Annotated in this window: 20 protein-coding genes, 1 tRNA gene and 1 riboswitch; of the genes, 9 read left to right on the top strand and 12 right to left on the bottom strand. The window is 71.5% G+C overall.

Annotation, left to right across the window (positions count from 1 at the left end):
* Nucleotides 1-40: 40 nt before the first annotated feature.
* The 3 genes from A8711_RS21050 to A8711_RS21040 all read right to left on the bottom strand — a co-directional run bounded on the left by A8711_RS21050 (nucleotide 41) and on the right by A8711_RS21040 (nucleotide 3,842).
* On the bottom strand, nucleotides 41-1,897 hold the full coding sequence (locus A8711_RS21050) for an acyl-CoA dehydrogenase (RefSeq protein WP_043327595.1): 1,857 nt from the start codon (nucleotides 1,895-1,897) through the stop codon (nucleotides 41-43).
* Between the two features lie 116 nt (nucleotides 1,898-2,013).
* Nucleotides 2,014-3,141, bottom strand: coding sequence for a PP2C family protein-serine/threonine phosphatase (locus A8711_RS21045; RefSeq protein WP_043327596.1), 1,128 nt, complete (start codon nucleotides 3,139-3,141; stop codon nucleotides 2,014-2,016).
* Between the two features lie 68 nt (nucleotides 3,142-3,209).
* On the bottom strand, nucleotides 3,210-3,842 hold the full coding sequence (locus A8711_RS21040; RefSeq protein WP_069089158.1) for a septal ring lytic transglycosylase RlpA family protein: 633 nt from the start codon (nucleotides 3,840-3,842) through the stop codon (nucleotides 3,210-3,212).
* Between the two features lie 160 nt (nucleotides 3,843-4,002).
* On the opposite strand from A8711_RS21040, the gene A8711_RS21035 reads away from it, so the two are divergent.
* Both A8711_RS21035 and A8711_RS21030 read left to right on the top strand, forming a co-directional pair.
* Nucleotides 4,003-4,551 carry a phosphoribosyltransferase family protein gene (locus A8711_RS21035; RefSeq protein WP_176722851.1) on the top strand — a complete coding sequence of 183 codons (549 nt, stop codon included), beginning with the start codon at nucleotides 4,003-4,005 and terminating at the stop codon, nucleotides 4,549-4,551.
* A 39-nt stretch (nucleotides 4,552-4,590) separates the two neighbouring features.
* Nucleotides 4,591-5,004, top strand: a complete 414-nt coding sequence (locus A8711_RS21030) for an ASCH domain-containing protein (protein ID WP_069089157.1) — start codon at nucleotides 4,591-4,593, stop codon at nucleotides 5,002-5,004.
* Here A8711_RS21030 and A8711_RS21025 read toward each other — a convergent pair.
* The 3 genes from A8711_RS21025 to A8711_RS21015 form a co-directional block, all read right to left on the bottom strand.
* Nucleotides 5,001-5,882: an LLM class flavin-dependent oxidoreductase gene (locus tag A8711_RS21025; RefSeq protein ID WP_064448122.1), complete on the bottom strand. Its 882-nt coding sequence runs from the start codon at nucleotides 5,880-5,882 to the stop codon at nucleotides 5,001-5,003. The genes A8711_RS21030 and A8711_RS21025 overlap by 4 nt on opposite strands.
* A 50-nt stretch (nucleotides 5,883-5,932) precedes the next feature.
* A complete protein-coding gene (locus tag A8711_RS21020; RefSeq protein WP_069089167.1) occupies nucleotides 5,933-6,985 on the bottom strand; it encodes a MerR family transcriptional regulator in 1,053 nt (350 codons plus the stop codon).
* A gap of 76 nt (nucleotides 6,986-7,061) precedes the next feature.
* A complete protein-coding gene (locus A8711_RS21015) occupies nucleotides 7,062-7,958 on the bottom strand; it encodes a LysR family transcriptional regulator (RefSeq protein ID WP_069089156.1) in 897 nt (298 codons plus the stop codon).
* Between the two features lie 87 nt (nucleotides 7,959-8,045).
* On the opposite strand from A8711_RS21015, the gene A8711_RS21010 reads away from it, so the two are divergent.
* Both A8711_RS21010 and A8711_RS21005 read left to right on the top strand, forming a co-directional pair.
* Entirely contained in the window at nucleotides 8,046-8,441 is a 396-nt protein-coding gene (locus tag A8711_RS21010; RefSeq protein WP_069089155.1) for a VOC family protein, read from the top strand.
* A gap of 9 nt (nucleotides 8,442-8,450) precedes the next feature.
* Entirely contained in the window at nucleotides 8,451-8,957 is a 507-nt protein-coding gene (locus tag A8711_RS21005; RefSeq protein ID WP_069089154.1) for a GNAT family N-acetyltransferase, read from the top strand.
* Here A8711_RS21005 and A8711_RS21000 read toward each other — a convergent pair.
* Complete coding sequence (locus tag A8711_RS21000; RefSeq protein ID WP_069089153.1) at nucleotides 8,936-9,547, bottom strand: dihydrofolate reductase family protein; 612 nt, start codon at nucleotides 9,545-9,547, stop codon at nucleotides 8,936-8,938. The genes A8711_RS21005 and A8711_RS21000 overlap by 22 nt on opposite strands.
* A gap of 77 nt (nucleotides 9,548-9,624) precedes the next feature.
* Between A8711_RS21000 and A8711_RS20995 the strand changes: the two genes are divergently transcribed.
* The gene (locus A8711_RS20995; protein ID WP_069089166.1) at nucleotides 9,625-9,927 is read left to right on the top strand and encodes a hypothetical protein; all 303 of its coding nucleotides are present in this window, start codon (nucleotides 9,625-9,627) and stop codon (nucleotides 9,925-9,927) included.
* On the opposite strand, the gene A8711_RS20990 is transcribed toward A8711_RS20995, so the two are convergent.
* Nucleotides 9,905-10,450 (bottom strand): hypothetical protein, encoded by a 546-nt coding sequence (locus tag A8711_RS20990; RefSeq protein ID WP_069089152.1) that lies wholly within the window; start codon nucleotides 10,448-10,450, stop codon nucleotides 9,905-9,907. The two genes, A8711_RS20995 and A8711_RS20990, sit on opposite strands and share 23 nt — an antisense overlap.
* 114 nt (nucleotides 10,451-10,564) lie before the next feature.
* On the opposite strand from A8711_RS20990, the gene A8711_RS20985 reads away from it, so the two are divergent.
* A complete protein-coding gene (locus A8711_RS20985; RefSeq protein ID WP_069089151.1) occupies nucleotides 10,565-11,341 on the top strand; it encodes a hypothetical protein in 777 nt (258 codons plus the stop codon).
* A 48-nt stretch (nucleotides 11,342-11,389) separates the two neighbouring features.
* On the opposite strand, the gene A8711_RS20980 is transcribed toward A8711_RS20985, so the two are convergent.
* Nucleotides 11,390-11,463, bottom strand: a tRNA-Gly gene (locus A8711_RS20980).
* A gap of 268 nt (nucleotides 11,464-11,731) precedes the next feature.
* Between A8711_RS20980 and A8711_RS20975 the strand changes: the two genes are divergently transcribed.
* On the top strand, nucleotides 11,732-12,724 hold the full coding sequence (locus A8711_RS20975; RefSeq protein ID WP_043327608.1) for a zinc metalloprotease: 993 nt from the start codon (nucleotides 11,732-11,734) through the stop codon (nucleotides 12,722-12,724).
* A gap of 72 nt (nucleotides 12,725-12,796) precedes the next feature.
* On the opposite strand, the gene A8711_RS20970 is transcribed toward A8711_RS20975, so the two are convergent.
* Nucleotides 12,797-13,342, bottom strand: a complete 546-nt coding sequence (locus tag A8711_RS20970; RefSeq protein WP_064447989.1) for a pyridoxamine 5'-phosphate oxidase family protein — start codon at nucleotides 13,340-13,342, stop codon at nucleotides 12,797-12,799.
* Nucleotides 13,343-13,420: 78 nt separating this feature from the next.
* Between A8711_RS20970 and dcd the strand changes: the two genes are divergently transcribed.
* Nucleotides 13,421-13,999, top strand: a complete 579-nt coding sequence (gene dcd, locus A8711_RS20965; protein WP_043327610.1) for a dCTP deaminase — start codon at nucleotides 13,421-13,423, stop codon at nucleotides 13,997-13,999.
* Between the two features lie 64 nt (nucleotides 14,000-14,063).
* Here the strand turns inward: dcd and A8711_RS20960 are convergent, their stop codons facing one another.
* A complete protein-coding gene (locus A8711_RS20960; protein ID WP_069089150.1) occupies nucleotides 14,064-15,095 on the bottom strand; it encodes an NlpC/P60 family protein in 1,032 nt (343 codons plus the stop codon).
* Between the two features lie 13 nt (nucleotides 15,096-15,108).
* Nucleotides 15,109-15,246: riboswitch (cyclic di-AMP (ydaO/yuaA leader) on the bottom strand.
* Nucleotides 15,247-15,484: 238 nt separating this feature from the next.
* On the opposite strand from A8711_RS20960, the gene A8711_RS20955 reads away from it, so the two are divergent.
* Nucleotides 15,485-17,518: an N-acetylmuramoyl-L-alanine amidase gene (locus A8711_RS20955; RefSeq protein ID WP_064447991.1), complete on the top strand. Its 2,034-nt coding sequence runs from the start codon at nucleotides 15,485-15,487 to the stop codon at nucleotides 17,516-17,518.
* A gap of 65 nt (nucleotides 17,519-17,583) precedes the next feature.
* Here A8711_RS20955 and A8711_RS20950 read toward each other — a convergent pair.
* The coding region (locus A8711_RS20950) for a C40 family peptidase (protein WP_069089149.1) at nucleotides 17,584-18,360 on the bottom strand (777 nt) is incomplete at its 5' end.

The following is an 18,360-nucleotide window of genomic DNA, read 5'->3' as shown; positions in this document are numbered from 1 at the left end:
GGGAGAGTGACGCTTCAGGGGTGAAAGCCCTCGGAAGGGCTCAGAAAGCCTCCTCCGGGAGGTCCATGATCTCCAGGTCGGTGCCCTCGATGATCCGCCGGTCCGCGCCGATGCGGGGCAGCACCTCGCGGGCGAAGAACCGGGCGGCGGCGACCTTGCCGGTGTAGAAGGACTTGTCGGCCGCGGAGACCTCGCCGGCCAGCGCCTTCAGCGCCACGTCCGCCTGCTTCTGCAGCAGCCAGCCGACCACCAGGTCGCCGATCGCGAGCAGGAACCGGCGGCTGCTGAGGCCGACCTTGTAGAGGGCGCGGGTGTCGCCACCCTGGGCCTCGCCCAGCCAGCCGGTCATCACGCCGAGGATGTTCTGGATCTCGGCGAGCGCCTTGCCGAGCGCCTGCCGCTCCTCCTTGAGCTGGCCGTTGCCGGCCTCGGAGGTGATGTGCTCCTGGATCTCGGCGGCGACCGCCATCAGGGCCTTGCCGTTGTCCCGGACGATCTTGCGGAAGATCAGGTCCAGGCTCTGGATCGCCGTGGTGCCCTCGTACAGGGTGTCGATCTTGGCGTCCCGGACGTACTGCTCCAGCGGGTAGTCCTGGAGGAAGCCGGAGCCGCCGAAGGTCTGCAGCGCCTCGTGCCCGAGCAGCTCGTACGCCCGCTCCGAACCGACGCCCTTGACCAGCGGCAGGAGCAGGTCGTTGACGCGCTTCGCCAGCTTGGTGGCCTTCTCGTCACCGGCCGCCTCGGCGATCGTGACCTTGTCCTGCCAGGTCGCGGTGTAGCAGACGAGCGCGCGCAGGCCCTCGGCGTACGACTTCTGCAGCAGCAGCGAGCGGCGCACGTCCGGGTGGTTGGTGATGGTCACCCGCGGCGCGGTCTTGTCGGCCATCTGGGTGAGGTCGGCGCCCTGCACCCGGTTCTTGGCGTACTCCAGCGCGTTCAGGTAGCCGGTGGAGAGCGTGGCGATCGCCTTGGTGCCGACCAGCATCCGGGCGTACTCGATGATCATGAACATCTGGCGGATGCCGTCGTGCTTCTCACCCAGCAGCCAGCCCTTGGCCGGTACGCCGTGCTCGCCGAAGGTCACCTCGCAGGTGTTCGAGACCTTCAGGCCCATCTTGTGCTCGACGTTTGTGGCGTAGACGCCGTTGCGCTCGCCCAGCTCGCCGGTCTCGGCGTCGAAGTGGTACTTCGGCACGACGAACAGCGACAGGCCCTTGGTGCCCGGGCCACCGACGCCCTCGACGCCGACCGGGCGGGCCAGCACGTAGTGGACGATGTTGTCGCTCAGGTCATGCTCACCGGAGGTGATGAAGCGCTTCACGCCCTCGATGTGCCACGAGCCGTCCGGCTGCTGGATCGCGCGGGTACGGCCGGCGCCCACGTCCGAGCCGGCGTCCGGCTCGGTGAGGACCATGGTCGAGCCCCACTGCTTGTCGATGAACAGCCGGGCCCACTTCTTCTGCTCCTCGGTGCCCTCGACGTGCAGCACGTGGGCGAAGGACGGGCCGGAGGCGTACATCCAGATCGGGGCGTTGGCGCCGAGCACCAGCTCGGCGAGCGACCACCAGAGGGCACGCGGGGCGTTGGTGCCGCCCAGGGACTCCGGCAGGTCGAGGCGCCAGAACTCGGAGTCCATGAACGCCTTGTACGACTTCTTGAACGACTCCGGCAGCGGCGCGGTGAACGTCGCCGGGTCGAAGACCGGCGGGTTGCGGTCGCTGTCCGTGTAGCTGGCAGCCAGGTCCTCGCGGGCGAGGCGGTCGACCTCGCCGAGGAAGCTGCGGGCGGTGTCGACGTCCAGGTCCGTGAACGGGGCCTGGCCGAGCGTCCGGTCCGCCCCGAATACCTCGAACAGGTTGAACTCGAGGTCCCGCACGTTGCTCTTGTAGTGGGTCATGCTCGCTGGCCCCGCTTCCGGACAGGTGTTACCGATCAGTAACTCCAGACTGTATTACTCACCGGTAGGCAACGACAAGCGGATCTCGGAAGTGACAGCGATTACACACTTCCCGTTCATCCGTCGGCGGCGCCGACCTCCCAGCTCGGCACCGGCGTCGCGGTGGCGCTGTACGGGCCCGCGTACTCCATCAGGACCAGCGCGATGTCGTCGTCGAGCCGGCCGTGCACCCACTCGACCAGGGCGGTCTCCAGCGAGGCCAGCCCGTCGGCGACGGTGCCGTGGCCGAGCAGCCGCCAGGCCCGGTCGGCGGTGGGGAAGAACTCGCCGTCCCGGCGCGCCTCGCCCAGCCCGTCGGTGAACAGCAGCAGCCGGTCGCCCGGCTCCAGCCGCTCCACGCGCGGCCGGACCACCGGCATGAAGCCGAGCGGCGGCGCGGGCGCGGGCGGCTCCAGCGGGATCACCGCGCCCCGGCGCAGCAGCAACGGCGGCGGGTGCCCGCAGTTGACGATGGTGAGGGTGCCGCCGCGCTCCTCGACCAGCGCCGCGGTGACGAAGTCCTCGTCGCCGACGTTGCGGGCCACCGCGCGGTCCAGGTCGGTCACCACCGCGCGCAGGTCGGCCCGCTCGTACGCGACGTGCCGGTAGGAGCCGAGCACGATGCTGGCCAGGCGGACCGCGTCCAGCCCCTTGCCCCGGACGTCACCGATGATCATGCGGACGCCGTACGGGGTGTCCATCGCCTCGTACAGGTCGCCGCCGATCTCGGCGGTAGCGGTGGAGGAGATGTACCGGGCGGCCACCGCGAGCGTGCCGACCTGCGGTCCGAGCGGGCGCAGCACCGCCTGCTGGGCCACCGAGGCGAGCCGGGACAGCTCCGCGATCCGGTCCACCTGCCGCTGGCGTACCGCCGCCGTGGCCGCGGCGACGACAGTCCCCACCGCGATGGCTGTCACGTTCACGGCGGTCACCAGCGTGGTGCCCCGCTCGGCGAGGGCGAAGGCGACACCGACGGCGGTGGCCAGCCCGCCCATCGCGAGCACCACCCGCCAGGAGGCCAGCGCCGCCGCCAGGAACGGCGCGATGACCATCAGCGCGAGGTAGTGCGCCGGACGGCCGTCGGCCAGTTCCGCCGCGGCGACGATCGCGAGCAGCCCGAGGGCCGCGCCGAGGCCGGCGCGGGATCCGGGGCTCAGCGGGCGACGGCCCGGCTGGAAGGGTTGCGTGCGTACATCGGACAGCATGCCTGATGGACGTGAACGGGAGAATGAACCTGGCCCGTCGGCCGTGGAAGTTCTGGCCGAGTGGACGGTCAGCCGAGGACCTCGTACCGGACCTGGATGTGCCCGAGACCGGTGGCGGCGATGGACGCGAACGCGGCGCGGGACAGGTCCAGGCACCGGCCCTCGATGAACGGGCCCCGGTCGTTGATCCGCACCACCACCGACTTGCCGTTGTCCGGGTTGGTGACCCGGACCTTCGTGTTGAACGGCAGTGTCTTGTGCGCGGCGGTCAGCGCGTTCGGGTTGAACGACTCGCCGTTCGCGGTCATCTGACCCTCGGCGTAGAAGGACGCGCCGCAGGAGCCGCTGTCCACGACCTTCGGGCTGCTGGTCTTCTTCGCCGTCGGCGACGGGGAGGCGGTCCGGGCCTTGCTCCGGGAGGCCGCCTGGGTCCGGCTCGACTTCGGGCTCGCGGTGGCCTTCGGCGACGGGCTGAGGCTCGCGCTCGGCGAGGCCGACGCGCTCGGCGAGGGGGCCGCCGAGGTGGGGGCGGGCGTGCTGGGCAGCGTCGCGACCGCGACCGGCTCGGCGGGCGGCTCGGCGGAGGTGAGCCGCACGGCGCCGACGGTACCGCCGACCGCGAGCGCCACGCCGACCGCCGCGGTCGCGGCGATGGCGGCGGGCGAGGAGAACTTGCGGGTACGAAGGTGCCTAGCAGCCACCGGCCCGGTCCTTTCGTCAACTGAACAAACCGGCCCGGACCGTAACGAGAGAAGCACTTCCGAAGTCAACGTGATCATGGTGCTATGCCCGTATTTACCCCGGTACGTGTAGCCGATCACGCCACGCTCGATCGGCCGAACGGCCCACCGATCCCCGAGGATGGAAACCGTGCTGAACCGTCGCCTGGTCGAGCTGTTCCGGTGGATCGACCCCGGCCCCGGCAGCACCCACCTGGTCAGCGACACCTCCGGCTGGTGGCGTGACCCCGAGGTGCTCGCCCAGGTCGGCCCGGCGCTGGCCGGGCTCTTTCCGGACGCCCGCCCGACCGTCGTGATCGCGCCCGAGGTGACCGGGCTGCTGCTCGGCCCGCTCGTCGCGGTCGCCGCCGGAGCCGGTTTCCTGCCCGCGTACAAGGACGGCGGCGAGCGACGCCGGGCCGGGCCGACGCGCTGGGCGCAGACACCCCCCGACTACCGGGGCCGGCGGCTGCGGGTCGGCGTGGACAGCAGGCGGCTCGGCACCGGCGACCGGGTGCTGCTCGTCGACGACTGGGTCGACACCGGCGCGCAACTGGACGCGCTGTGCCGGGTCGTCCGGGACGCCGGGGCCGACCTGGTCGGCGCTGCCGCGCTCGTCGCGACCTGCCCGCCCGAGGTCGCCGCGCGGCTGAGGCTGCGCGCCCTGATCACCGGCGCCGACCTGCCGTGAGCCGCCGGCGGTGGCGGAGCGTGCCGTAGCGTCGGCGGCATGTGGCCCCGCATCGGTGGATTGCGCGCACTCGCCCTCGGCACGCCCGGTGAGCTGCGCACCCGGCTCAACACCCTCGTGCTCTCCGGCGTGAAGACCGCCACCGCCGGCCTGATGCAGGAGTACGACGACGAGAACGAGGAACTGGAGCACGTCGGCGAGCGACTGGTCCTGGTCGACGACAACGACCGGTTCGTCGCCGTCGTGGAGGTCACCGGCGTCGAGGTGGTGCGCTTCGCCGACGTGCCGTGGGACTTCGCCCGCGCCGAGGGCGAGGGCGACAGGTCGATCGAGGAGTGGCGCGAGGGCCACGGCGCCTACTGGGCCCGGCAGGGCACGCCGGTCACCGACGACACCCGGATCGTCTGCCTCCGGTTCCGGGTGGTCTCCACCGAGGGCAGCGTCGGCACCTAACCGGCCCGGCGCAGCTCCGGCAGCAGCGCCGCCGCCTCCACCAGCACCGCCTCGTCGCCCGCGTACCAGCTGCTGGCCCGGGGCCAGTGCGTCACCACGTCGGTGAAGCCCAGCCGGGCCGCCCGGGCCACCTGCTCGGCGAAGAAGTCGGCGCTGGTCAGCGAGAACATCGGAGCGGAGTCGAGCGAGAGGTAGCGGTCCAGCGTCGCCGGGTCACGGCCGGCCTGCTCCAGCGTGCGGTCCATCCGCTCGGACAGCTCCGTGACCGTCCGCCACCAGCTCTCCACGTCGTCGCTGCCCTGCCCGATGGTCACCCAGCCCTGCCCGAACCGGGCGGCCAGCCGCATCGAGCGGGGACCGTTCGCGGCCACCACGAACGGCACCCGGGGCTGCTGGACACACCCCGGGTTGTTGCGCGCGTCGACAGCGGTGAACCAGTCCCCGCGCCAGGTCGTGCCGTCCTCCCGCAGGATCGCGTCGAGCAGCTCGATGAACTCGGCGAACCGGTCCACGCGCTGCCGGGGCGGCAGCGTCTCGCCGCCGAGCACCGCCGAGTCGAAGCCGATGCCCCCCGCGCCCAGGCCGAGCAGCACGCGGCCGTCGGACACGTCGTCGAGCGCCGTCACCTGCCGGGCGAACGCCACCGGGTGCCGGAAGTTCGGCGAGGCCACGAGCGTCCCCAGCTTGACCCGGGACGTCACGCCGGCCGCCGCGGTCAGCGTCGTCCACGAGTCGAACCACGGCCCGTCGACCAGGTCACGCCAGCCCAGGTGGTCGTAGGTCCAGGCGTGGTCGAAGCCCCACTCGTCCACCTGGGCCCACCGCCGACGTGCTTCCGACCAGCGCTGGTCAGGCAGGATCACGATGCCGATTCGCATGCCCGCCAGGGTACGACCCGGGTCGGACACTCCGACCCGGGTCGCGGTGATCACGCCGCCAGATCGGCGACCACGCAGGCGATGTTGTCCGGTGCGCCGGCCGCGTACGCCAGCTCGACCAGGCGCTCGACGGCGCTCTCCGGATCGTCCGCCTCCGTCAGCGCGRCGTGCAGCGCGCCCGGCTCCACCACGGCGGAGAGGCCGTCGGAGCAGAGCAGGTAGCGGTCGCCGGGCAGCGCGGTCCGCAGCGCCAGGTCCGCCTCGACCTCCGCGCCCGCGCCGAGCGCCCGGGCCAGCAGCGCCCGCTGCGGATGCGATCCCGCCTCGGCCGGGGTGAGCCGGCCCTGGTCGACGAGCGTCTGCACGTACGTGTGGTCCTGGGTGAGCCGGGACAGCTCACCGCCGCGCAGCAGGTACGCCCGGCTGTCCCCGACGTGCACCAGCGCGAGCCGGGTGCCGCGCCGCACGAGCGCGGTGAGCGTGGTGGCAGGCTGGTCGGCGTCGGTGGCGTGCGCGCGTACCGCCCGGTCGGCCCGGCTCACCGCGTCGGCAAGCGCGGCGAGCAGGTCGGCCTGCGACTCGTCCGTCTGCTCCAGCGGCCGCAGCGCGTCCACCGCCTCCGCACTGGCGGTGGACCCGGCCGGGCCGCGTACGCCGTCGGCGACAGCGAGCAGCGCCGCGCTCGCGTACGCGGTGTCCTCGTTGGAGTCGCGGACCGTTCCCGTTTCGCAGCGCGTCGCGTACCGGAAGATCGTCTCGGACATGGTGGTGCCCCTCTCGCTGAGCGTGTCGACGAGGAGCGCGACGGCCCGGCCGCGCGCCGCGGTGTCCGCGCTGACCCGCCGCCACCAGGCGTCGAGCGCCTCCGCGGCGGCCGCGGGCGGCAGGCCGCAGACGGTACGGATCTCGGCCAGCGGCATCCCCGCCCGGCGCAGCCCGGCGATCAGCCGCGCCCGGTCCGCCTGCTCCGGCGCGTAGTAGCGGTAGCCCGAGTGCGGGTCCACCGCGGCCGGGGGCAGCAGCCCGCAGTCGTCGTAGATGCGCAGCGCCTTGGCGCTCAGGCCGGTCGCGCGGGCGAACGCCCCGATGGTCAGCAGTCGCACCGTGCCTCCCTCGCGCTCCTCGTGCCGGTCACCGCGACCGGCACCGATCACGCTGGGCCTTGCCGCAGGGGACGGGTCAAGCCGCGTCAGGGAGCGGGTTGGCGTCGGCTGCTGCGCGGACGAACTCGCGTACCCGGGATGTGGTGTTCCCGGCCGGCCACACCGGACCGCGACAGATCGGCGGCGCGTCATGGATCGGCACGTAGGCCACGTCCGGGCGGGCGTAGAACTGCCGGGCCTGCTCACCCACCGGCAGCACCCCGCGCCCGAGCGCGACGAGCGCCAGCATCTCGGAGAAGCTGCCACCCACCGGGCCCTTCGGCACCGGACGGCCGGACGGGGTGCGGTCCGGCGTGCGGTCCTGCTTGAACGCGGTCGACGTCACCGCCGGGTACTGCACCACCGGATGGTCGCCCAGCACCTCCAGCGACACCGACTCCTCGGCCGCCAGCGGATGGCCCGCGGCCACCGCGAGCACCCGGCGCTCGCGCAGCAGCACCGGGCCGTTCGCCATGCCGTCGAAGGGGTACGAGGCGATCAGGACGTCGATGGTGCCGTCCAGCAGGCTCGACCGGGTGCTGACCAGCGGCGCCTCGTGCACGTGCACCTCGCAGTCCGGATGGCGCTCGGTGAACAGCGCGACCGCCCGCAGCAGCACCGGCGCTGTCGACTCGCCGACGTACGCCACCCGCAGCTCGCCGGTGAGCCCGCGCCCGGCGTCCACGGCCCGCTGCACCGCCGCCTCGATGCCGGCCACCAGCGGGCGCATCTCCTCGGCCAGGCGGGCACCGATCGGGGTGAGCCGGACGACCCGGCTGGTGCGCTCGAACAGCGGCGCACCGATGCGGCGTTCCAGCTTGCGCACCACGTGGCTGACCCGTCCGGTGCTCACCCGCAGCCGCTCGGCGGTCCGCCCGAAGTGCAGCTCCTCGGCCAGGGTCAGGAACGTCTCGATCTCGTACCGCTCCAGCACAAGGCGCCTCCGTCGTTGCCCGTGAGTCAACGATCGTAGTGCGATCGGGGGTTGGTCCCGCCGCCGCGCCGGGCCAGAGTTGACGGCATGCGGAACGATCTCGTGACGGTGACCGGGTTCGACCATCTCGTGCTCTCGGTGAGCGACGTCGAGCGTTCCCTCGACTTCTACTGCGGCACGCTCGGGCTGGCCCCGGCGCGGGTCGACAGGTGGCGGGCCGGCGAGGTGCCGTTCCCGTCCGTGCGCATCGACGCCGGCACCATCATCGACCTGATCGCGGGCGACCCGACCGGGTCCAACGTAGACCACTTCTGCCTCGTCGTGGAGCCGGTCGACTGGCAGCGGGTGGTCGACTCCGGGGTGTTCACGGTGCTGACCGGCCCGGTCCCGCGCTTCGGGGCGCGGGGCACCGCCACCTCGATCTACGTCAGCGACCCGGACGGCAACACAATCGAACTGCGTTCCTACCCGGCCGACGCCTAACCTGGCCCGATGCCGGAGCTGGAACGACTCGCCGCCCGCCACGCGCCCGCCGTGCTGCGGTTCGAGCGGAAGAACCGGGCCTACTTCGCCCGGTACGTCCCCGACCGGGGCGACGACTTCTTCACCGGCTACGCCGCCCGGCACGCGGCCCTGCTGGCCGAGCAGGACCGCGGCACCTGCCACTTCCACGTGCTGGTCGGCGACTACGGCGCCGTACTCGGGCGCTTCAACCTGGTCGACGTCGCAGGCGGCAGCGCCGAGCTGGGCTACCGCGTGGCCGAGCGCGCCGCCGGGCGCGGGCTCGCCGGCGAAGGCGTACGGCGCGTCTGCGAGCTGGCCCGCGGCGAGTACGGGCTGCACCGGCTCGTCGCCTCGGCGACGCTGGCGAACCCGGTCTCACTGGCGGTGCTCACGCGTGCCGGCTTCGTACCCGACGGTCCGGTGGAACTGGACGGGGAGCCCGGCCTGCGGCACACGCTCGACCTCGACGTGCCCTACGCTGCGGCGTCGCCGTAGGCGGGCGCGCCGGCCGGCTCGTACGTCAACTGCAGCGTGCCGTAGGCGTGGGTGACCGACTCGGTGAGCCGCAGCGCGGTCGGCACCGTGCCGTCGCCGAACAGCCGCTTGCCGGTGCCGATCAGCACCGGGTACACCCACAGGTTGAGCCGGTCCACGAGACCGGCGCGCAGCAGCGACTGCGCCAGGTCGAGGCTGCCGATCACGTGCACCTCGTCGTGGCGGGCCTTGATCTCGGTGACGCGCTCGGCGAGGTCACCGGACACCAGCGACGAGTTCGCCCAGGCCAGCGGCTCGGTGAGGGTGCGGCTGGCCACGTACTTGGGCACGCCGTTGAGCAGGCCGGTGAAGGGGATCTCCTCCGGCGCCTTCGGCCAGTAGCCGGCGAAGATGTCGTACGTCTTGCGGCCCAGCAGCAGCGCGTCCATGCTGCTGGCCTGCTGGAACATCACCGTGCCGGACTCGTCGTCCAGCAGCGGCATCTGCCATCCGCCGTGGCTGAAGCCGCCGTCGCGGTCCTCGTCAGGCTCGCCGGGCGCCTGCGCCACGCCGTCGAGGGTCAGGAACTCGGTCACGATCAACGTACCCATGGGTCTGCTCCTCCGGTTTTCGCTCGTCCCCCGACAGACCCGTCAACGACCCGCAACTCATCGCCGAGGTGTACGTGATGGATTTCGTGGAACTTGTCATCGACGGGCAGATCGACATCGATCGCGACGACCTCGAAGATGCCCTCAACGAGGCTCTCGTCGGGCGCGGCGAGGTGACCGGTGCAGGAACAAGCGAGCACGGCTCGCACCTCGACGTCGACGTCCTTGTGACGGCGGACCGACGAGCCGTCCTGGACGCCGTCTTCGGGGTGCTCGCCGCCTTGGACCTGGGCGACTCCGTGCGGGTCCGGCCCGGCGATGGGCAGACCTGGATCCGCCCGGGCCAGTGGACCCGCTCTACTCGTTCCGGACGAGCCTGAAGGGCACCCCGTCGATCTCCGTGACGTACCCGATGACCGGCGCCGGGTTCCTCAGTTCCGCGATCTCGACAAGCAATGAGGTGGCAGTGCCGGCGTAGGGCTCGGGCGGGTCGATCAGGGCGGTATCGCAGACCACCGTCGGCCACTGCTCGGGAGGGCCGTCGTTCAGGTGCCAGCAGAGCAGATAGTCGAAGTTCACGGCTCCCCAGACCCGGAGGTCTCCCGGGGAGGTGCCGAAGTGGTAGGGGAAGCCACCCGCACACTCCGCCTTCTCGTTCATCACGTCTTGCCAGTTGCGCGCGTGCAGGAGGAAATCCGGCACGCCCCAGTCGGAAGGATGAAGCACTTCCAGGAAGCCGATGACGCGGTGTGGGAAGCGCTCGACGAAGCGTCGGTAGTCCTCGGGAAAGGGGTGGCCGGCGGCCTCGGTGAGGGCCGGCCAGTCGACCTCGATTCCCGCCGATCCGTCCCAGTCGAGCAGGACGGCGAGCCGGTCCGTCGTCGGCGAAGCGCTCGGTGTCATTCGGCGACCTCCGGCAGATGATCGTTAATCGAGTGCACGCCCCGTCCGTCTCCACCGTAAGATCAATCTCTTCGGCAGGCGTACGTCTCCGGAGTCCTCGAAGGCGGATTCGCCATGATCCCCGATCGGACTGAGACAAGCGGCCTCCTGGACGAGGCGCTGGCGGGTGTGGCCGTCGCGTTCCAGGGCATGACGGCCCACGAGCAGGAGTCCAACTGCGAGTGCCACTGGGGCAGTGCGGAGGAACTGGCACTGCTGAAGACGCCGGACGTGCCGCTCGACGAAGAGCTGCTCCGACGCACGTACTGGGCCGCGGACTGGCACTATCCGGGTCTGCTGCTGCGCCGGATCCTGCCCCAGGTGACTGAGCGCCTCGTGGACGGCCGAATAGTGGCGATGGAAGGGCTGGACAGTCTGGCCCGCTTCTTCGCCGTCTCTCCCTGGCACGAGTGGCCGAAGGGGCAGCAGGCCGCCCTGCGGAGGTTTCTGAACGTCTGGTGGGTGCACGTTCTGGTCGAGCCCGACGCGAAGGTGCCCGCACATGCGGCCCTGCCGTTCCTCGCCGAGGCCACCACCAGGCTCACGCCGTGGTTGGCCGACTGGGCGGAGGCGCTGGTCGACGAGCCGGCCCGGCGACATCTGGTCGAGGCCATGGATGAGTGGATGTACGACCTGCAGGGCGACGCGCTCCCGTGGCCGAGTTCGCACGACATCGACGCGTGGGCCCCCGCGCTGCAACTGTGGGTGATACGGCACGCGCCGGCCGTCCTGCGCGAGCACGACGCGTCGGCGGAGCTGATCGAGGACATCAGCCGGTTCAGCCTGCCCGATTCCGCGCGGTACGACAAACCGCTCTCGCGCTGGCGCGCCGGGCGCCCGTGGCCTGAGTGACGTCGAAGGCCCTGGCTGGGACTTGCGTCCTGACCAGGGCCTCTCGCGTGGAGCGGGTGACGGGAATCGAACCCGCACTGTCAGCTTGGGAAGCTGATGTTCTGCCATTGAACTACACCCGCAGGCGGCACCACTCTACCTGAAGCCCCCCACCCCCGTGCACTCAGGTGCGCGCGCCACCTCGGCGAGGTGGCGGCATCGGCGGGCGGTTGACCCAGCCACCTCCCCGAACTGGAGTGGATCAAGCACTCACCGGCGCCGGCAGGCGCGAAGTTGCACGTCGGAAACGTATGGGCATTCTCAAATGCATCGATGGGATGTAACGTCTGCCCCACGTTTCCGCACCGGCGTGACACACCCCCTGGCACGCCGTCAGAAAGAGGTGGGCCCATGGGACTCCGTCCCAACCTGCTGACCCGGCGTACCGCCGGTGTCGCGACGTCGACCCTCGCGCTGCTGCTCAGCACCGCCGCCGTCGGCGTCGTTCCCGCTGCTTCGGCCTTCTCGGCCGCCCCGGCCGGCGTCTGCGCCGAGCCTGCTGACGCCCACGCCGACGAGCACGCGAACGCTCGCGTCGCGAAGGGCGGCAACGCCAAGCTCGACCCCAACCACCTGACCGCCAAGCAGGTCCAGGACCGGGAGGCCGACCTCGCCGCCGCGCAGCGCGAGCGGGCCAACTTCCGGACCGGCGCGGTCACCCCGCTGGCCACCGTGACGATCCCGGTCGTCGTGCACGTCATCCAGGAGAACAGCACCCGGGCCGGCGGCAACATCACCGACTCGATGATCAACCAGCAGATCACCGTGCTGAACCAGTCGTACGCGGGCTCGACCGGCGGCGCCGCCACCGCCTTCGGCTTCCAGCTCACGAAGATCAACCGGGTGACCAACCCGTCGTGGTACCCGATCGTGCAGGGCTCCTCCGCCGAGCGCTCGATGAAGACCTCGCTGCGTGAGGGCGGCAAGAACACGCTGAACATCTACCTCGGCGAGCTGAGCGACAGCCTGCTGGGCTGGGCGACGTTCCCGAAGCGGACGCTGGACAAGATGGACGGCGTGGTCGTGCTCAACGAGTCGCTGCCCGGCGGCACCGCCACCAACTACAACCAGGGTGACACCGGCACCCACGAGGTCGGCCACTGGCTGAACCTCTACCACACCTTCCAGGGCGGCTGCTCCGGCTCGGGCGACAGCGTCTCCGACACCCCGGCCGAGGCGTCCCCGGCGTACCAGTGCCCGACCGGCCGCGACACCTGCTCGACCGCCGGCAAGGACCCGATCACCAACTTCATGGACTACACGTACGACTCCTGCATGTACCAGTTCACCGCCGGCCAGGCGAGCCGCATGCTCACCGCGTGGAACGCCTACCGCGCAGCCTGACCGCCTCGTACCGCGTACCGGTGCCGGCCCTGTCCTCGGACGGGGCCGGCACCGCTCGTTTCGGGGTCGGGGTCAGGCGGCCGGGCGGCGGGTGTCGAAGCCGTGCCGGCCGCGCCGGCCCTCCGCGCCCACCGGCTCACGCCGGGCCGGTTCGGCCCCGAGCGGGTCGAGCCACACCCGCACCTGCGGCGGAGCGGCGCCGGGCTGGGCGACAGGGTCGCGCCGGGTCAGCATCGCCGCCTCGACTGTGAACTCGAACAGCCGCCAGTCACCATGTGGCGACGCGCGGGCGATCCGGGCCAGCCGCGTCACGGTGGCCGGGTCGGTCACCGGCCGCGCGCGCCCCGCGACGTACGCCTCGTCGTCGCTCTCCTCGGGCGGGAACGAGTGCAGCGCGTAGCGGCCGTCGCGTTCGAGGTCGCGGCGCTTCGGCGAGTCGATGACGAAGCACCATAGGCCGTCGTCGGTGAACACCGGGGAGACCGGGTGGACGCGGGGGCCGCCGTCGGCGCGGACCGTGGCGAGGTAGCCGAAGCCCGGCCCGTACTGCTGCATCAGGAGGCGGATCTCGCCGGCGAGGCGGGGCTCGTCGGCGGCGAATTCGGACCAGGAAGCCATGCGGACATCCTATCGAACACGTGTACGAAGAAGTAGTGCGACACGCAGGTCACCCATACCGGTCGCTATGGTGTTCCGATGCTGCTCTCCGACCGCGACCTGATCTCCGAGATCAAGGCCGGCACGCTCGCGCTGGAGCCCTTCGAGCCCACGCTGGTGCAGCCGTCGAGCATCGACGTACGCCTGGACCGGCTCTTCCGGGTCTTCAACAACCACCTCTACACACACATCGACCCGTCGGTCCAGCAGGACGACCTCACCTCGATGGTGGAGGTGCCCGAGGGCCAGCCGTTCGTGCTGCACCCGGGCGAGTTCGTGCTCGCCTCCACGCTTGAGGTGATCTCGCTGGGCGACCAGCTCGCGGGCCGGCTCGAGGGCAAGTCGAGCCTGGGGCGGCTGGGGCTGCTGACCCACTCGACAGCCGGCTTCATCGACCCCGGCTTCTCCGGCCACGTCACGCTGGAGCTGTCGAACGTGGCGAACCTGCCGATCACGCTCTGGCCCGGCATGAAGATCGGCCAGCTCTGCATCTTCCGGCTCTCCTCGCCGGCCGAGCACCCGTACGGCTCGGCCGTCTACGGCTCGCGTTACCAGGGGCAGCGCGGCCCGACGCCGAGCCGGTCCTGGCAGAGCTGGCGCACCTGGCCGACGCGCTGACGCCGCCCGCAGTTGTTAAGAAGGGCCCCCTCCTCTACCGGAGGCGTTAAGAGGGGGCCCTTCCTTACACGCGGCCGTAGCTGTTGATGTCGCCGTCGTCGACCCGCTTCATCGTGATGGGCTTGCCGGACTGGGAGGCGTGCACCACCCAGCCGTCGCCCACGTACATCGCCACGTGGTGCAGGTCGCTGTAGTAGAAGACGAGGTCGCCGGCGCGCAGCTCGGCCCGGCTGATGCGCTTCGTCACGCCGTGCTGCTGGCGTGCGCTGTGCGGCAGTGAGACGCCGCCCTTGGCCCAGGCCGCCATGGTGAGGCCCGAGCAGTCGAAGTGGTCCGGGCCGGCGGCGCCCCAGACGTAGATCTTGCCGATCTGGGCGCAGGCGAACTTCACCGCCGCTCCGGCCGGGCCGCCGGGATAGCCGGCCGGGCAGGGCGCCGGGCGCAGCGGGCCGCCGCCGCCCTTGCCGTACACCTTGAGCCGCAGCTTCTCCAGCTTGGCGATCTCGGCGTCGATCTGCTTCTTCTTCGCCGCGAGCTGGGCCTCGGTGCGCGCCAGGCCGGCGATCATCTCGTCCAGCGGCTTCTTCTTCGCCGCCAGCTCGTCGCGCAGCGCGGCGACCGAGCGCACCTGCTCGTGCTGGCGGTGCGCGAAGCGGTCGAGCAGCTCCAGGCCGTCGACCAGGTCACCGGGTGAGCGGCTGCCGAGCAGCGCGTTGACCGTGGAGAGGCTGTCGGCCTTGTAGGCGTCGGCGGCGAGGCCGCCGACCTGGCCGAGCGCGGCGTCCACCCGGGCTTGCAGGGGTGCGATCTGCCGGCCGAGCGCGTCGGCCTGCTTGCGCCGCGCGGCGAGCTGCTCGCGTACGTCGTTGACCTGCTCGATGACCGGTTCGAGCTTGTTCCAGTCGCGGTCGATCTGGGCCTCGATCTCGGCGACCGAGGGTTCGGCGTGTGCCGCAGTGGCGCCGCCGGTCAGTACGACGGCGGTGCCGACCAGTGCGGCGAGGGCGGTGGTGAAGCGGGACCAGCGGGAACGCGGCGCGGCGCTGGACCGGTCGACCGACCGGTTCGACGACGGCCGCGGGGCATGGAGTGCCACCGGGCGTCCGTACTCCTTCTTCCGTACCGCCTACCGGGTTAGCTGACGGATTCGGGCGGGAAGGGAGCCGCCCTACCGCAGCAGCGCTGCGGATTCACCCCAGGTACCTGGTTCCCCGGCTCGCCCGGAGGCGACTCGGCGGTGTCGGACCGTCACCGACCGGGTTGGACGGTGAGACGTGCGGCCGACGATTCACCAGAGTAGGGACCACCGTTATCGATCCGCAACTTCCAGCGCCGTGACACTCCGTACGCGATCCAGCGCCACACCGCGCACGGAGGTGAAGTTTTCTTTCACGACTGATTACTTACTGGAAAGGTATTGACCGTCGCGGGTGTGCGGAGTGAGGGTGGAAACGCAGTGACCCCCATCCCTGTCCAGGAGGTTCGATGCACCTCTCCGCCCCGCCGTCGGGCAGACGGATACTGCTCGCCGCCGCCGTGGCCACGGCCACCGCGCTGGCGACCACCGGCCCGGTTACCGCCGCGCCGGACACGTCCGCGCCCGCGAGCGACCGGCAACAACAATACGCCGCCGCCGCGGCCGAGTACGGCGTGCCCCAGAACGTGCTGCTCGGTGTCTCCTATCTGGAGTCCCGCTGGGACACCCACCCGGGTCAGCCCAGCACCAGCGGCGGCTACGGCCCGATGCACCTGACCGACGCCGCGCACATCCTCGCCACGCCGGGCAGCGCCCACGTCGACGAGGACGAGGACCCGCGCGGCGACGACTCCCGGCCGCTGAAGCTCGACCCGGCCACCGCCGCCGCGCCGACGCGGGAGACGCCGCTGCCGAGCGCCTCGCTCCAGACGCTCGACGCGGCCGCCGCGCTCACCGGGCTGGACGCGGGGACGCTGCGCACCGACCCGGCCGCGAACATCCGCGGCGGCGCGGCGCTGCTGTCGTCGTACCAGAAGGCTCTGGGCGGGCCGGTCGGCGCCGGCACCGACCCGGCGGCCTGGTACGCCGCGGTGGCCCGCTACTCCGGCGCGGACACCGCCGACGCGGCGGCGGCCTTCGCCGACGAGGTGTACGACCAGCTCGGCCAGGGCGCCACCCGGACCACCGACGACGGCCAGCGGGTCACGCTCGCCGCCACCGCCGCGAAGCCGGACCGCTCCCGGCTGGCCCGCCTCGGCCTGCGCACCGCGCAGCGGCCGGACGGACTGGAGTGCCCGGTCCGGCTGGCCTGCGAGTGGATTCCCGCGCCCTACGAGCAGCTCAGCGACGACCCGGGCGACTACGGCAACCACGACCTGGCTGACCGGCCGAAGCAGCAGAAGATCGAGTACATCGTCATCCACGACACCGAGGGCTACTTCGGCCCGAGCGTCGACCTGGTGAAGCGGGCCGACTACCTGGGCTGGCACTACACGCTGCGCTCGGTGGACGGCTACATCGCCCAGCACATCAAGACCAAGGACGTGGGCTGGCACGCCGGCAACTGGTACGTCAACGCCAAGTCCATCGGCCTGGAGCACGAGGGCTTCGCCGGCCAGGGCACCTGGTACACCGAGGCGATGTACCGCACCTCCGCCAAGCTGGTCCGCCACCTGGCGCTGAAGTTCGGCATCCCGATGGACCGGCAGCACATCATCGGCCACGACAACGTGCCCGGCATCACCGCCGCCAACGTGGGCGGCATGCACTGGGACCCGGGGCCCTACTGGGACTGGTCGCACTACTTCGACCTGATGAAGGCGCCGTTCCGCGGCACCGGCACGGCGAAGACCGGCCTGGTCACCATCGACCCGGACTTCGCCACCAACCGGCCCGCGTTCACCGGCTGCAACCAGCAGCCGCCGGGCGTCCCGACGCCCACCCCGCCGGCGCAGCCGTGCCCCTCGCGCGGCTCCTCCGCGGTGATCCTGCGGACCGCGCCGAGCCCGGACGCCCCGCTCGTCAACGACCTCGGGCTGCGCCCGGACGGCACGCCGGACACCATGTACATCTCCGACCACGGCGCCCGCGCCTCGGCCGGCCAGACGTACGCGCTCGCCGGCCGGCAGGGCGACTGGACCGCGATCTGGTACCTCGGCCAGAAGGCGTGGTTCCACAACCCGGCCTCCGCGCCCACCGCCAAGTGGGCCACCGGCTTCGTGGTGACCCCGCGGCCCGGCAAGGCCACCATCCCGGTGTACGGCCGCGCCTACCCGGAGCAGTCCGCCTACCCGGACACCATCCCGTACCAGGCCATCTCTCCGCTGCAGTACACGTTCGCCGCCGGCCAGCGGTACGCGGTCGGCGGGGTGCTGCCCGGCGAGTACTACCGGGCGGTCTCGTTCGACGGTTCCGCGCCGGGTGACCGGACCGTGGTACGCGGGAAGAACCAGTACGTGCAGGTCCAGTTCGGCCACCGGATCATGTTCGTGAACCTGGACGACGTGCTGATCCTGCCGTCCCCGGTCGGCGCGCCGCGCTGACCCCTCCCCGAGAACGCGAAGGCCCCCGGTCCATGCGGACCGGGGGCCTTTCGGTGTGACCGAGGTCAGGTGACCCGGACGAAGCCGGCGAGCGGCTGGGTGTTGATGCTCGACACCTGGACCGGTTTGCCTGTCCGGGGCGCGTGCACCATCACCCCGTTGCCGAGATAGAGCCCGACGTGATGCAGATCGGAGCCGAAGAACACCAGGTCACCCGGGCGCGCCTCGGAACGGGACACCTTGCGGCCCTCGTTCCACTGCGCGCCGGTGAAGTGGGTGAGCGAGATGCCCGCCGCCTTGTACGCGTACTGCGTGAGGCCGGAGCAGTCGAACGCGTTCGGGCCGGTGGCACCCCACACGTACGGGTCGCCGACCTGGGCGCACGCCGTCGCGATCGCGGTACGCGCGGCGCTGCTCACCACGCCGTCGATCTTCGGGCAGCCCGCCGGGCGGATCGAGGTCACCGGCAGCATGGCGGTGAGTCGCTTGATCTCCGAGTCGATCTGCTTCTTCTTCGCCGCGAGGTCGTTCTGCTGCTTGGTCTCCAGCTCGATCAGCTCGTCGAGCTTCTCCTTCTGCCTGTTGTACTCGTCCCGCACCTTGAGCACACCGGCGATCTGACGGCGCTGGTCGTCGGCGATCCGGTCCAGCATGACCAGCTGCTCGGCCAGCGTGCCCGGCTTGGTGCTCACCAGCAGCGCGCCCAGCTCCTGCGACGGGCCCTGGATGTAGTAGCGGGCCGCGATGTCGCCGACCTTGTTCATGGCGAGCGTGGAGGCCAGCTCCAGCGGCACCATCTTGTCCTTCAGCGCCTTGGACTTCTTCTGGTTGGCGCGAAGCTG

It is taken from the genome of Micromonospora sp. II, from assembly GCF_001709195.1.
Classification (GTDB): Bacteria; Actinomycetota; Actinomycetes; order Mycobacteriales; family Micromonosporaceae; genus Micromonospora; species Micromonospora chalcea.
This window is presented reverse-complemented; position numbering and strand designations above follow the sequence as displayed.

Bases quoted from the DNA above. Each gene is read 5' to 3' on its own strand.
- A8711_RS21050 (WP_043327595.1), bottom strand. From the start codon at position 1,897: ATGACCCACTACAAGAGCAACGTGCGGGACCTCGAGTTCAACCTGTTC.
- A8711_RS21045 (WP_043327596.1), bottom strand. From the start codon at position 3,141: ATGCTGTCCGATGTACGCACGCAACCCTTCCAGCCGGGCCGTCGCCCG.
- A8711_RS21035 (WP_176722851.1), top strand. From the start codon at position 4,003: ATGGAAACCGTGCTGAACCGTCGCCTGGTCGAGCTGTTCCGGTGGATC.
- A8711_RS21030 (WP_069089157.1), top strand. From the start codon at position 4,591: ATGTGGCCCCGCATCGGTGGATTGCGCGCACTCGCCCTCGGCACGCCC.
- A8711_RS21025 (WP_064448122.1), bottom strand. From the start codon at position 5,882: ATGCGAATCGGCATCGTGATCCTGCCTGACCAGCGCTGGTCGGAAGCA.
- A8711_RS21010 (WP_069089155.1), top strand. From the start codon at position 8,046: ATGCGGAACGATCTCGTGACGGTGACCGGGTTCGACCATCTCGTGCTC.
- A8711_RS21005 (WP_069089154.1), top strand. From the start codon at position 8,451: ATGCCGGAGCTGGAACGACTCGCCGCCCGCCACGCGCCCGCCGTGCTG.
- A8711_RS21000 (WP_069089153.1), bottom strand. From the start codon at position 9,547: ATGGGTACGTTGATCGTGACCGAGTTCCTGACCCTCGACGGCGTGGCG.
- A8711_RS20995 (WP_069089166.1), top strand. From the start codon at position 9,625: ATGGATTTCGTGGAACTTGTCATCGACGGGCAGATCGACATCGATCGC.
- A8711_RS20990 (WP_069089152.1), bottom strand. From the start codon at position 10,450: ATGACACCGAGCGCTTCGCCGACGACGGACCGGCTCGCCGTCCTGCTC.
- A8711_RS20985 (WP_069089151.1), top strand. From the start codon at position 10,565: ATGATCCCCGATCGGACTGAGACAAGCGGCCTCCTGGACGAGGCGCTG.
- A8711_RS20975 (WP_043327608.1), top strand. From the start codon at position 11,732: ATGGGACTCCGTCCCAACCTGCTGACCCGGCGTACCGCCGGTGTCGCG.
- A8711_RS20970 (WP_064447989.1), bottom strand. From the start codon at position 13,342: ATGGCTTCCTGGTCCGAATTCGCCGCCGACGAGCCCCGCCTCGCCGGC.
- dcd (WP_043327610.1), top strand. From the start codon at position 13,421: ATGCTGCTCTCCGACCGCGACCTGATCTCCGAGATCAAGGCCGGCACG.
- A8711_RS20955 (WP_064447991.1), top strand. From the start codon at position 15,485: ATGCACCTCTCCGCCCCGCCGTCGGGCAGACGGATACTGCTCGCCGCC.